Raw genomic sequence first — 12,525 nt, 5'->3', positions numbered from 1 at the left:
ATAATCTAAGGTCGTTAGAGCGCAATTCAGGGAAAACGGACAGTAACATGAAGAAGTCGTTGATTGGTATTTTGTTGTGTGGTTTGTCTACGTCTGCTTTGGCGTCGCAATCGGCAGGTATTTTTCTTGGTTCGCCAATGAGTGGTGTGCAGTACAAAAATAATGACCTGCGCTTTTCGCTGGGTTTAGACGAATTTGGTTTTGCGGTGGATAAAACGTTTAACCTGGGCACCTTGACAAGAAATCCTCAGCTTAACATGGGATATACCTTTGTTGGCGCGCAGTATGTTGATAACCGTTACGATAAATTGGGTATCCGTTCCGGTATTGGTCTGGAAGTGCCTGTTAATCAGTTTGAGCTGTATGGTGAAGTTGGGCCGACGCTATATATGGTCGAAGATGTTGATGTGGAACTGGAAGCGGCAATGGGTGTAAGAGTGCGTTTCTAATTCAGCATGAATGGAGACTGCAGAATGAATCGAAAAAGCTGGCGAATTGCCAGCTTTTTTGTATCTGTCGTCAGGTCAGGCAACTTCATTGATTGTTGCCGCCTGCAGCATCGGTTTTCTTCGCTCCCACTGCGTAATGAAAGCGACCGAGGCAATAATAATGGCGGCCCCCAGCCAGAGCCGTCCAGGAGGTACCCATCCGAAGACGATAAATCCGGCCAGTACGTTCAATGGCAGTTTGGCATGGTCGAAAGGTTGCACGAAAGAGGCGTCAGCAATGGCGTAGGCTTTAGCAATGGCCCAGTTAGCGAGTGCGGTAAATAACCCGGCACCGACCAGCAGAACCCAGGTGTGTTGGCCAACAGGCAGAGTGAAATCAGGCGCCGCAAGAAAAAGGTTAAAAGGTGTGATCAGCACCAGCAGGTAGACGACCATAGTCGTCGGTGAGTCGTGGTGCGACATCTTCTTCACCATCAGAGAATAGCTCGCCCAGAAGAAAGCGGCGCCAATAGGCAGCAATGAGGCTAAATTGAAATTGTCAGCCCACGGCTCAAGGATGATCATCGCACCAGCGAAGCCAGCCAGCGTTGCCATCCAGCGTACAAAGCCGACCTTTTCTTTCAGCAATAAACCCGAGCCTACGGTAGCGAACAAAGGCGATGTCATCAGCAGCGCAATGCCTTGCCAGATAGGAACAGGGTATGCCAGCGCCCATAGCCATAACTGAATACCGATAACGGACAGAAAGACGCGGAAGCAATGCATACCAAAATGTTGTGTTTTCAGAGCCTGGCGAAGGCCGATACTGTGCAGCCAGGGAAGCATAACCAGAAGAGCAATAAAATATTGAATCAAACCGACCGTGGTAGATGGCAGATGGAAGGTCACACTCAGGTATTGTGCCATGCTGTTAACCACGGCAAACGCCATTCCAGCTGTCAGCATCCAGCAAGCGCCCTGAAGAGGGTTGTGTCGATGAGTCATAAGATGTCTTTCAGAAAAAATAATCTGGAATCATACTCTGATGGATGCATAGAAGAAATTGTTAATTAATAAAAAAAGCCGACAAAACAGAGTGCTTTGTCGGCTGCAAGGAAGTTTCTGTTTGTTATCAGATGGCGGCGTAAGAGAGTGGCATATCAGGATTGAAGGTTTCCAGCGTATTTTGTGTATCAGCCAGCAAACTGATAGCAGAATCTTTCTGTTCAACCAAAGCGGCTTCAATAATATCTGACAGCGGATAGCCAGCCATATTCATGTTAATCAGTGCCACTTGGAGTGGTGGCAGGCTCGGGTTAAATGCCGCATTCTCTGCGTACATGCCGGAAAACAGCCGGCCATCTTTCGCTTTCAGCGCAACCCCTGCGTAGTTTTTACTATAGGGGGCATGTGATTTATCTGCCGCTTTACAGGCTTCTTGCAGCAACTCATCATCGGTTTCAAGCTTCAGTTCATGTGAGCGGTCCGATAATAAGAGCTCGGTGATACCCAAATCTGACGGACCAAAGGACTCAGGCAGATATTCCTGCAGTGCTTTGGGTGAACGCTCCGGCAATTGCACCATGATGCTTTGTGCTGTTGTCAGTTCATTCATGAACTGCCGGCAATGCCCGCAGGGTGAGTAGTTTACGGTAATGTCGGTAATACCCGTTTCACCTTTCAACCAGGCATGGCTGATGGCAGACTGTTCTGCGTGAACCGTTTGTGACATAGAAGTGGCACTGAATTCCATGTTCGCACCGAAATACAGGCGACCAGAGTTTCCACGGGCAATGGCACCCACATGGAAGTTTGACAGAGTGGCAATCGAATAAGCAGCGGCCACTTTCAGCAACTGAATACGCAGATCTGCATCCGTCAACTGACTGTCTTTCATTAACTTGTCGAATTCTTCTTTGCTCAGTGTGGCATCAAAACTCGGATCGGTAATGATAGGCTTAAGCGCCTGTGACAATGTGTGTGGCAGGTGCTCTACAGCGTCCATTACGTCGGTGCGCATACTGATTCTCCTTAATGTATTCACTTACGCATTGTAGTGCGTAAATGAATACATATAGTGATCACTGTCACCATTTTATGTTGTTTATTTCATCGCATTTGCAAATTAGTGAGTGGTTTCACATGATTAATGAGATAAGTGTATGTATTTAAATACTCAGTAAAGCGGTCTGGCTATGCCTGTATTGCACAGCTAAACCGCTTAAGAAGTGACCGGAAGCTTGTTGTCAGTGGAAGACAGACAACAGCAGGGGATAGATGATCGGAGCAAGAATGGCTGTGATGACACCACAAAGAACTAAGGCCAGTGAGCTGAACGCGCCATCTTTGTAATTCTCCTCAGCCGCTTTAGCCGTTCCTAATGCGTGTGCCACAGTCCCCATGCTTAATCCTTTGGCCATCGGGTGGGTGATGCCGACAAGTTTAAACAACGGATAACCCAATACGGCTCCAAAGACACCGGCGATCAGTACCATGACGGCGGCCAGCGACGGTACCCCCCCAATTTGTTCAGCAACTGCCATAGCGATGGGGGTGGTCACGGATTTAGGCAGAATACTTGCAGTAAGCTGTAAGTCAGCACCAAGCGCAAGGGCAATGGCTGTCCCGGTAATCATTGATAGTATGCTGCCAAACAGGCAGGCTGTGACGATGACTTTCCAGCGACTGCGAATTTGCGGCAGTTGTTCATAAAGAGGAAAAGCAAGAGCAACGACAGCAGGTTCCAGGAGATAATGAATCCATTTGTTATCATCGAAGTACACTTCATAAGGTACATTAAGCACCAAAAGCAGAGGAATGATTACCACCAGACAGAGAAGTAACGGATTAAGAATGGGGTGCTGGAAGCGCTTGGATAATTGACGGGCAAGAATAAAAACAATCAGTGTAACGGCTAACCACATCAGTCAGACTCCTTGCGCTGTACATACCAGCCAACAAACAACAGAACCACCAAACTGCTGCCTATAGTGCTTACAAGTACAGGTAAAGCATTTGCTCTGAGCAGATCCAGATAATTGACCAGTCCGACTCCCACAGGCACAAACAAAATAGCCATATGGCGAATAAGCAGATGACAGCCGGGTTTAGCCCAGTTGGGCGGCAACAGGCCTGTAGACAGAGCCGTGAAGAGAAATAACATGCCGAGAATGCTGCCGGGTATGGGGATCTGAGTAAGAGACTGAAATCCTTTCCCGACCATCAGAAAAATGGCGATGATTGCAAATGAACGCAGATAGCTCATATACGTCAGGATGATAATGAATGGTGTCGCAATAATACAAAATACATGAGATCTACACCACATTTCTTTGCGGCTGTGTTTATCCTGGTCAGCTTGTTCACAGGTTTGAAACGATGACGATTGCAATGCCAGCGGCAGCAAGCAGCAATACAGACAGTTTATGCATCAGGCTGTGTTTTACTATGTGCTCTGTTGCCGAACTGTGTGGCCGGCTGGTTTTTACCGTTGTGATTGCCGGTTGTGGCGACGGCTTGGATGGCAGCGTCTCGGGTTGTTTGAAGCGATGGATATGGCGGCAGGTCTCTTTTGGCAAGGGGACGCGAAAGCCAAAATGGGGGAGCACCTCGATAGGAATAGCCATCACACCATTAACAGTCAGCTTGCGGCGAAGAGAGTTGAATATTGCAGCCAGGTCGATCTTTTGTATGTGCGACATGGAATCTTGTGGAAGAAATGTTTTATCAGACAATGATTTATGGCTTATTACCTCGCCGGCAAAGTAGCACAGCGCTTCAAGCAGGCGTGATTCGTGCAGCGTCAGGGCTGTCTCTGATTTGTCTGGCCAGACGAGTAACCTCAGATCGGGTTCAAAATCCACCCTTGCAAATCGATAACACCGGGTGAGAGACTCAGTTGCCATAATAATCACTTTTCCAATTTACTGTCGGCATGCTGTCCCTTTGACATCTGACAGTAAAACATCATTGGCTTGAAGGTGGCTTATGTCGCCGGGCGCCTCCATGACGCATGACGCAAAGCGGGTACTTATTAATTGTTATTGGCCTTGCGTTGAAGTTCAAACTACCGGAGCAGGAAAAGTGTCTGAAAAAAGAAACCCTGACCGTTGAGAAGGTCAGGGTTGTGAAATTATTATGCAAGATCAGCGCTTTGTAACGATTTTTATTTCAGGCATCCTGGCTGTGTAATTACACCAGCTTGCCTACGTAATCGTACACGGCTTTCAGGATTTTCATTTTCCTCTCATCGCTTTGGTATTCCATCGCTATAGATTCGAGATTTTGCATGTAAGCCGGGAGCTTGGTTTCGAAGTAATCCTGACAATGGTATTTCCACTGCTGTTGCTCCTGGTGGCTTAGCGTTAACGGGAAACTACGGGCCCGGTAACGAAACAGTAATGGCTTGATGCGTTTGTCGTCTACATTCAGCTCCAGCTTACCCAGTTCTTCAGGCGCAGACTCGCGAATGATATCCATCGCAGATTTGTCCGCAGCAGAAAAAAAGCCGTTATACAGTTGTGTATCAACATCATCGTTTGGCTCAAATTCTCTGTCCTGACCGAACACGGCCAGCAGTTTTTCACGGACCTGCGGTTTATCTTTCAGCGCGTTCAGGTTGGCCAGGCATTGAGTCCGGTCTATCCCTAATCGCTCAGCATCTTCGGCCGTCAGGGTTTTCGCCGGTGCCAGCACAGGGCACTTATTAATATGAACAAGCTTGAGCGGAACAGGCAATTCGCCGGGGTTAAGATCAGCACGCTTAGTGTACAGCCGCTCGCGCAGGCTGTCAGCATCCAGATCGAACAGTGGAGCAGGATCCATCGCCAGATTGACGCAAATGACTGCATTCTTGTTATCCGGATGCCAGGCCATGGGGACGATCCAACTGGTATTGCCGCATTCAGACCCAAACATACCTGAAACATGCACCAAGGGTGTCATTTCCGCGATATCAATCAGCTCTTGCAACTTACGTTTATGACGAAGATTAAACAGGTAGTTAAAGAGTTTGGGCTGGCTGGTTTTAACTTTCCTGGCCAGCTCAATCGTGGCGTACACATCGGCCATGGCGTCGTGTGCATTGCTGTGTTCGATCCCGTTTTCAACAGATAAATGCTCGAGCTTAAAGCTTGGAAATCCGTCTTCGTTTGTTGGCCAGTTCAGACCATCTGGGCGTAACGCATAGCAAGTACGCATGATATCCAGCATATCCCAGCGTGAATTGCCGTTTTGCCAGCTCCAGGCATAGGGGTCGTAAAAATTGCGATACAGCGTATATCGAGTGACCTCATCATCAAAGCGCACATTGTTATAGCCGATTACGCAGGTATTGGGTTTTGAGAGCTCCGCATGAATGCGCGCAATAAATTCATGCTCCGGCAAGCCTTTTTCCATCGCTTCCTGCGGTGTAATGCCTGTGATCAGGCAGGCTTCGGGTGAAGGCAGGTAATCGCTGGGCGGCTGGCAGTAAATCACCAATGGCTCACCAATCACATTGAAATCCATGTCGGTTCTCACACCCGCAAACTGGCAGGGGCGATCAACCGAAGGGTTTGCACCAAATGTCTCATAGTCCAGCCAAAACAAGGTTGGCTGGTTATTGTTATTACTCATTCTTACCTTTACTGGTATAAAACGTGTTTTCTGAGGTCATTCTACCAAAGAATTGCACTTTCTGTGGGGGATTTTGCCATGGATGGCGTGCTGTTCGCTGGAAAAATAATGGTGCTCTGATAACGCATTAAGTTAACCAACGTGAATTTGTGACGCCGTCACAGTCTGGTGTGTTTCATGTTATCTCAATGATATCAAGCTCAATGTCTTCGTAGGTATTCAATGGGGTATTAACAGAGGCGTCAGAAGGTGGCTTGAGTTTTTTAAGAATAAGCACCTCACCAGCCTGAAAGGGTTGGTCAGCGGTATTAACTGGGAATTGCAGCATGACCTTCTCAATGGCCGGTGAGCCCTGGCCGCGACCGTAAATATGAGCCTGGCTGATAGGGTGACTATCAACGGCATTCTGGCCGGTTCGAAAGGCATAAATGATCCCGCTGTCGACAGGAATCCGTTGAAGCCAGATCCGGAGAATGCCGTTTCTTGCGGCGGTAGGGGGAACAGTAATTTTCATGGCAATTTGATTATAGTTAAACCCTGTGGCTGCAAAATGGCTATACCACAGGGCAATCGCTATTTCTTTGCAAAAGTGCGAAGGGAACAACCATCATATTTCAGGGTTTCCGGTGGAACGGCTTTGCCTTTCGCATCGACAACAAGCAGGTAGATTTTTACATCACTGACGGATTTCTTTCGGCCAATAAAACGCCGTAATCCGCGAGTGAGATCAATAGAATAACGAGTGTGCTCGTAGCGCAATGGATGCTTTGCACGGATATCGTAATCGTCCCGCACGGCCATGGACGGATTACAATGCCCTGATGCCCCGTGACAAGTACCATGGCCAAACAGGACGAGGCGTCCAGAGTAGCTTTCATCGTCGTAACCGGTTGAAGCATTGCAGGCTGGATTGTTGATATAGGCGCGAATCTCGTAACTCTCTTTGGGTGGGTGTAAACGAAGGAAATCAAGTTGCGCGCGAACAAACCCGCCCTCAACCAGTCCCATTGAGAGCTCTTTTGCCTTGCTTGCAGCAGCAGAGAGTGATTTGGCCGGCAGGGTGTTGGTGGTACCTGTGGCTGCGATGGCAGATTCCACCGAATTGTCAGAATAGATGTATTTTAGCGAATTTTCTGCGTCAATCAGATCACGCCCGATGCGCCCGTCATAGACAATTTTTTGTTGAACGAATATCGGAACGTTGGCGTCAGGGTGTAATGTCTGCCAGTCAAACCAGACTTTATCGACCATGGCATGGTGAAGCCAGAAGAGAGGATCATAGGCCGCAGAGATGACTGCGCTCATGTCACCGGATCCTTGTGGTAAGGGTGAGTTACCTGCACCACCGACATACACATGCACAGCACCATGCGCACCAAAATCGAAATCTTCCTGGAAGCGCATAAAGTTTGGGTTGTCCATATAGCGTTCGACATCGTCTTTTAGCTGACTGATGATGCTTTTAAAAGCGTTGGGAAAGCGCTGTGTATACTGCTCGTCTCCTTCCAGGCCCTGCGACGTTATGCGATACAGGCTTTTTGCCCGGTGAAGGGGATTATCGAGGTGGACGCCTTCTGCATTTTTATACTGGCTGTCATTGAGTACTTTTGGCAGACCGTTTGCAGCATGAGTCGATTGGCTGAACTGTGTCCAGTCCCAAAAAGGTAATGTGAGTTCAAGTTCTTTATCTTTACGTTTCCACTGTAAGGCCGTATTTAATGCTTTTTCGAACGAGTAGATATATGAACGGTGCCAGGTAAGGAATACCCGGTTATCATCGTGACAAAGATCTTGATCATAACCGTGGCTACGGGCCAGCGAAAAATAGCCGCGGCGATCGCCAACGGCAATGTCTGATATTTCATACATTGCGGCGTAGGCGTCTCGTAAATCGTTAATGTCGTCCGGATTCAGACGTAGCAGGTTAAAACGGATCAGGGGTAAGCCCGCCAGTTTTCTGCGGTAATTGAGTTTAGCAATGGTTGTCATTTCTCGATCCTCATTCCTGACTTCTGTCATTTAAAAAGCTGAAGGCAACAAGGAGACGGCTGAACTCGGAGGCTATTGCCTGCTTTTCTGTACAAAGATGTGTTCAACTATAGTGCATGTGAGTGTTTATGGTGGCTGGAAATGAAAATGTGGCTAAGGCGTATGTATGAGCTAAGGAAACAGGCTGTATATCTGATGTGGTGGTTTGACCTAAATGAGTTCGGGCAGTTTGATCAGACGGCAGTATTTCAGGTGGGAAATGGTGCTCAGAAGAAATAAAAAGAGCGCCCTCAGGCGCTCTTTTTCGTGTTCATGTGCTCGAAGAGGGCTTATGCGCGCTCAACGTTAGCAGCTTGAGGACCTTTTTGGCCTTGCTCGATATCGAACTTCACTTTCTGACCTTCAGCCAGAGATTTGAAGCCTTCACCAGTGATAGCACGGAAGTGTACGAATACGTCTGCACCGCCGTTGTCTTGAGTGATGAAACCGAAGCCTTTCTCGTCGTTAAACCACTTCACAGTACCAGTTGCTTTAGACATAGGATGTCTCCTGAAAATATAGGAATAAATACGCCCTTGGGCGTGCTTCATGCCAACATAATGGATTACTTATGGACAAGGATGTAGCTCTTCAGGACAACGGCGCTTAGGTGAAGCGGGTGTATCGAAGTATACTTTTCACTTTGTTGCATAAATAGCGTTGCATTATAGGCAGAGTTATTAGGCCACAATGCAAGGCAGACGGCAAGCAAATAGTGAGTCATACCCAAAAAATCCTGAAAAATTGTGAAGATAACTGCAAATGTGAGGAATTGTGAAATGGATTCAGGCTTTTATCTGAAAGGGGAATAGAGAAACTGGTCGGATTTCAGCGACAAAAAAAGGGCTTCACAGCCCCTTTTACGCTAATGTGAAGTTAGCTTATAGTCTTTCTACGTTGGCTGCTTGCAAGCCTTTTTGACCTTGCTCAACCTCGTACTGTACTTTTTGACCTTCTTGCAGTGTCTTGAACCCATCACCGGCGATTGCGCGGAAGTGAACAAATACGTCGGCACCACCGTTATCCTGAGTGATAAAACCGAAACCCTTTTCCTCGTTAAACCACTTAACGGTACCTGTTGCTTTAGACATGTTGTCTCCTGAATCTCTTACTCTTTACGTAGCTAACCAATAAGGCTTAACGAAACACCAAAGAATTGCTAACTCTACATCCACAGTCATCCGAAAGAGTCCTGATGAGAAGTGTCGCACGCGATCGCATTTAGCTAAATCAATACTGGTATTAAGAAAGAGTAGGCTCTTGTATTCCAAAAGCAAATAATTCCGCAGTTTATTGTGAGTCACATAACAAGAAACAGTGTGCATATTGGTTTTTCATTGTTTGTCGCATGAATGAAAAGCATTTGTCATCGGAATAATGAAAATCAACAGTATAATGAATCGGTTAAAAATTGTTCTTGATTTTTTCAGGCACTGCGCGAGATCAATGAAATGCAGGGTGTATTGAATTAAGAGTGATCTTACTTGTGAAGAAAGACAAGTTTCTGTTATAACCCAAGTAATGCAGGTTTTTTAGTTTCAAAGTAAGGACAAAACATGAGCAATATCCTGGAATTGGTGCGTCTTGCAAGACGTAAAAATAAACTTAAGCGTGAAATTCTTGATAATGACCGTAAGATCAGAGACAACCGCAAACGTGTAGAATTGCTGGAAAACCTGATTGATTACATTCAGCCGAACATGACACATGAAGAGATTGTCAGCATTATTGAAAATATGAAAGCGGATTATGAAGACCGCGTTGATGACCACATCATCATCACTGCTGAGCTATCAAAAGAGCGTCGTGAAGCCAGCAAGCTATTAAAAGAACATAAGCGCACTGAACTGGCGAATCGCCCGGCGAAATAAGTGGATAAGCAACAATATTCGTTTGCATCTGATTATAAAAAAGCCGCGTGAGCGGCTTTTTAGTAACTAACCTCTGAACAGAGAAGGTGATGTCAGATTGCCAGTTCTTCAATCTGCGCTTTTGCTTCTCCGCGGCCTTTATCAGCCAGCTCATCACCCATATTTAATGCTTCAGCGTAAACAAATTCAACCTCAGTCATGCCGACGAAGCCAAGGATAGTGGTCAGGTAAGGCACAATAGTGTCAGTAGTGTTACCTTTGTGCATACCGCCACGAGAGGAAACAACGATCACTTTTTTACCTGTCAGCAGACCAACAGACCCTTTATCAGTGTAAGAGAAAGTCACACCTGCACGGGCAATCAAATCAAACCAGTTTTTCAGTTGAGTCGGAATGCTGAAGTTATACATAGGTGCGCCAATGATAATAGTGTCACTGGCTTTGATTTCGTTGATCAGTTGATCAGACAGGGCAATCGTTTCTTTCTGACGTTCAGTCAGATTGTCGCCACCACGCAAACCACCTGCCAGTTCGCCGTCTAAGACAGGGAGTGGATGAGCAACCAGGTCACGTTCAATAATGGTGGAAATGTTATCCGCTTTAACGTTGACAAGATGATCAATCAGGGCGTTTGATTGAGAGTAATCGCCAAGAATGCTGGATTTCAGAACAAGAACTTTAGACATAATGCTGCCCCTTCTATAGTGATTCTTTAATGAACTTGGGCTAACTATAAATGCCGGACTGTTACACTAAAAGCTGAAAAACTTGTGTAAGTTGTTCGAGTATTTTGAATAAAGCCAGATTCAGTGAGGAAAAAACGGGCGTTTCGAGCGAGAAGGGATAGAAAAAAGGATAAAAAATAGCCCGAAACGACTCCTGTTTCGGGCTTAGGGGAATGGCTCGTGAGAGCCTTGCGCTAACTGGTTTATAAATGGAGATCAATTACAATATCAAGCTTAGTTCAAGCAGCATTTTTTGCCAGTTTTAGCCCTGAGACAGTCAAGGCTACTGCAATCATCGACATCAATAACCGTCTGCTCCAAATTCAAAGTGTTTTTCCGGATAAACCTGTATCTCTCACCAACTCCCTTGGCAGGCCATTTTTAATGCGATTGCCAACCCATTTCCCTAAACCCAGAGGAAAATCCTGATAGGTAACAATAACTTCGCCTTTTCCTGTGAGGCTTTGCGGGCGTATGTCTCTGCCCATGATCCACTCATTGGCTTCATCTGTATTTAGAGAAACACAGCTTTGCTTTTTGCCTGTGGCCAGTGTCATTACTGCTTCGTGTTGCCAGCGATAACCTTTTTTATGCTTTTCTGCCAGTTTAATGCCAATACGCTGGAAACGGATGTTTTCTAATAGTGGGCGAAGGCGGGCAGGGAACAACCAGACTTCCTGATCCCGAAGCCAGACCTCCCGCTCAGGCGGAAGTTTGAGGCCAAGATCTGTGTACAACTGCTGATGAATTTGCTCACTGTCTTTGTGCGAAGCCAGAGAGAACGGAAAACTGGCTTTTCTTTTTTTAGCCGGTTCGCTTTCAACCGCCGCAAGCTTACGAATACGGGCGACAAAAAAACCTTCACTATCATAGACCTGAGGGAAGACGTGTAAAAAACCTTCCTCGGTACAGGTCTTTTCTGCTCCGTCAAATAAACCAGCAAGGGATTCAAATTGCACGGCTTCGCCAAAGGTGTCTTTGAGAAATAAACACACCTCTTGATTTTCAGTATGATTCAGTGTGCATGTGGAATACACCATCACACCGCCGGGTTTCAGCGCCTGAAAAGCACTGACAATAAGCCCGCGTTGAATGTCTGCAATGTCCTGGACGTGTTTCAGACTCCAGTTTGCCATGGCGTCTTCGTCTTTACGGATTGCACCTTCGCCTGAACAGGGGGCATCCAGAAGAATGCTGTCAAAGGCTTCAGGGGTCCAGCTACCGAATATCTGTCCATCGAAATGTGTAATTGCGGCATTAGACACACCGCAGCGCTGCAGGTTGGCGTGTAATACCTTGATGCGACTGGCCGACAGTTCGTTAGCAACCAGCGCGCCTTTATGTTGCATTAAGGCCGCTATTTGCGTTGTTTTTGAACCGGGTGCGGCCGCCATATCCAGCACGCAGCCGATTTGCTCATTGTTTGTGAGTAATGCGGAAACCGGCAGCATGGAACTGGCTTCCTGTATATAAAACAGCCCAGCCAGGTGTTCTGCGGTATTGCCCAAAGATTCAGTGACAGACTCATCGTAGTCTATCCAGAACCCTTCTTCACACCAGGGAACCGGCGTGAGGATCCAGTCTTTGTCACTGACTTTTGCCAAAAAATCGGCGACGGAAATTTTCAATGTATTGACCCGGATACTGCGACGCAGCGGGGTACGGCAGCTGGCGAGAAAACTGTCCATATCCAGACTGTCTGGCAGAATTTGGCGGATGAGTTGAATGAAATCGTCTGGAATGTAGATGGACTGATGCACTTGCTTTATCTCAGTTGGAATGCAGGCGGCAAGTCTATAACAAACTGGCGTCAGGATAAAATAACAAGGCAAGCTATAACGCTTGCCTTGTTATTGC

Annotated in this window: 14 protein-coding genes; 2 read left to right on the top strand and 12 right to left on the bottom strand. The window is 46.8% G+C overall.

The annotated features are described in order from the left end of the window. Nucleotides 1-47 precede the first annotated feature (47 nt). On the top strand, nucleotides 48-449 hold the full coding sequence (locus tag D6M16_RS05105; protein WP_120510860.1) for a hypothetical protein: 402 nt from the start codon (nucleotides 48-50) through the stop codon (nucleotides 447-449). A 75-nt stretch (nucleotides 450-524) separates the two neighbouring features. Here D6M16_RS05105 and D6M16_RS05100 read toward each other — a convergent pair whose 3' ends face one another. The 10 genes from D6M16_RS05100 to cspE (D6M16_RS05050) form a co-directional block, all read right to left on the bottom strand. After that, nucleotides 525-1,433 (bottom strand): DMT family transporter, encoded by a 909-nt coding sequence (locus D6M16_RS05100; RefSeq protein ID WP_120510859.1) that lies wholly within the window; start codon nucleotides 1,431-1,433, stop codon nucleotides 525-527. A 127-nt stretch (nucleotides 1,434-1,560) separates the two neighbouring features. Continuing rightward, nucleotides 1,561-2,448: a cytidine deaminase gene (gene cdd / locus D6M16_RS05095; RefSeq protein ID WP_120510858.1), complete on the bottom strand. Its 888-nt coding sequence runs from the start codon at nucleotides 2,446-2,448 to the stop codon at nucleotides 1,561-1,563. A 226-nt stretch (nucleotides 2,449-2,674) separates the two neighbouring features. Then, complete coding sequence (locus D6M16_RS05090; protein ID WP_162940932.1) at nucleotides 2,675-3,352, bottom strand: CidB/LrgB family autolysis modulator; 678 nt, start codon at nucleotides 3,350-3,352, stop codon at nucleotides 2,675-2,677. Further along, complete coding sequence (locus D6M16_RS05085; protein WP_120510856.1) at nucleotides 3,352-3,693, bottom strand: CidA/LrgA family protein; 342 nt, start codon at nucleotides 3,691-3,693, stop codon at nucleotides 3,352-3,354. Before D6M16_RS05085 ends, D6M16_RS05090 begins: the two co-directional genes overlap by 1 nt. A gap of 97 nt (nucleotides 3,694-3,790) precedes the next feature. Beyond that, nucleotides 3,791-4,333: a winged helix-turn-helix domain-containing protein gene (locus tag D6M16_RS05080; RefSeq protein ID WP_120510855.1), complete on the bottom strand. Its 543-nt coding sequence runs from the start codon at nucleotides 4,331-4,333 to the stop codon at nucleotides 3,791-3,793. Nucleotides 4,334-4,619: 286 nt separating this feature from the next. Next, entirely contained in the window at nucleotides 4,620-6,044 is a 1,425-nt protein-coding gene (gene sbcB, locus D6M16_RS05075; RefSeq protein ID WP_120510854.1) for an exodeoxyribonuclease I, read from the bottom strand. Between the two features lie 175 nt (nucleotides 6,045-6,219). Further along, on the bottom strand, nucleotides 6,220-6,558 hold the full coding sequence (locus D6M16_RS05070) for a hypothetical protein (RefSeq protein ID WP_120510853.1): 339 nt from the start codon (nucleotides 6,556-6,558) through the stop codon (nucleotides 6,220-6,222). Between the two features lie 59 nt (nucleotides 6,559-6,617). Beyond that, nucleotides 6,618-8,033, bottom strand: a complete 1,416-nt coding sequence (locus tag D6M16_RS05065; RefSeq protein WP_162940931.1) for a tyrosinase family protein — start codon at nucleotides 8,031-8,033, stop codon at nucleotides 6,618-6,620. A 329-nt stretch (nucleotides 8,034-8,362) separates the two neighbouring features. After that, nucleotides 8,363-8,572: a transcription antiterminator/RNA stability regulator CspE gene (gene cspE, locus D6M16_RS05055; protein WP_027252186.1), complete on the bottom strand. Its 210-nt coding sequence runs from the start codon at nucleotides 8,570-8,572 to the stop codon at nucleotides 8,363-8,365. 381 nt (nucleotides 8,573-8,953) lie between these two features. After that, on the bottom strand, nucleotides 8,954-9,163 hold the full coding sequence (gene cspE, locus D6M16_RS05050; protein ID WP_027252187.1) for a transcription antiterminator/RNA stability regulator CspE: 210 nt from the start codon (nucleotides 9,161-9,163) through the stop codon (nucleotides 8,954-8,956). Between the two features lie 465 nt (nucleotides 9,164-9,628). Between cspE (D6M16_RS05050) and D6M16_RS05045 the strand changes: the two genes are divergently transcribed. Beyond that, nucleotides 9,629-9,943, top strand: a complete 315-nt coding sequence (locus D6M16_RS05045; RefSeq protein WP_027252188.1) for a DUF496 family protein — start codon at nucleotides 9,629-9,631, stop codon at nucleotides 9,941-9,943. Between the two features lie 92 nt (nucleotides 9,944-10,035). Here the strand turns inward: D6M16_RS05045 and D6M16_RS05040 are convergent, their stop codons facing one another. Both D6M16_RS05040 and rsmF read right to left on the bottom strand, forming a co-directional pair. Beyond that, a complete protein-coding gene (locus D6M16_RS05040) occupies nucleotides 10,036-10,629 on the bottom strand; it encodes an FMN-dependent NADH-azoreductase (RefSeq protein WP_120510850.1) in 594 nt (197 codons plus the stop codon). Nucleotides 10,630-10,991: 362 nt separating this feature from the next. After that, the gene (gene rsmF / locus D6M16_RS05035; RefSeq protein WP_120510849.1) at nucleotides 10,992-12,428 is read right to left on the bottom strand and encodes a 16S rRNA (cytosine(1407)-C(5))-methyltransferase RsmF; all 1,437 of its coding nucleotides are present in this window, start codon (nucleotides 12,426-12,428) and stop codon (nucleotides 10,992-10,994) included. Between the last annotated feature and the right edge of the window lie 97 nt (nucleotides 12,429-12,525).

Origin of the sequence: Photobacterium salinisoli (genome assembly GCF_003614885.1) — a bacterium.
GTDB classification, from domain to species: Bacteria; Pseudomonadota; Gammaproteobacteria; order Enterobacterales; family Vibrionaceae; genus Photobacterium; species Photobacterium salinisoli.
The sequence above is the reverse complement of the archived record's forward strand: the minus strand, read 5'-3'. Positions and strand labels throughout refer to the sequence as shown.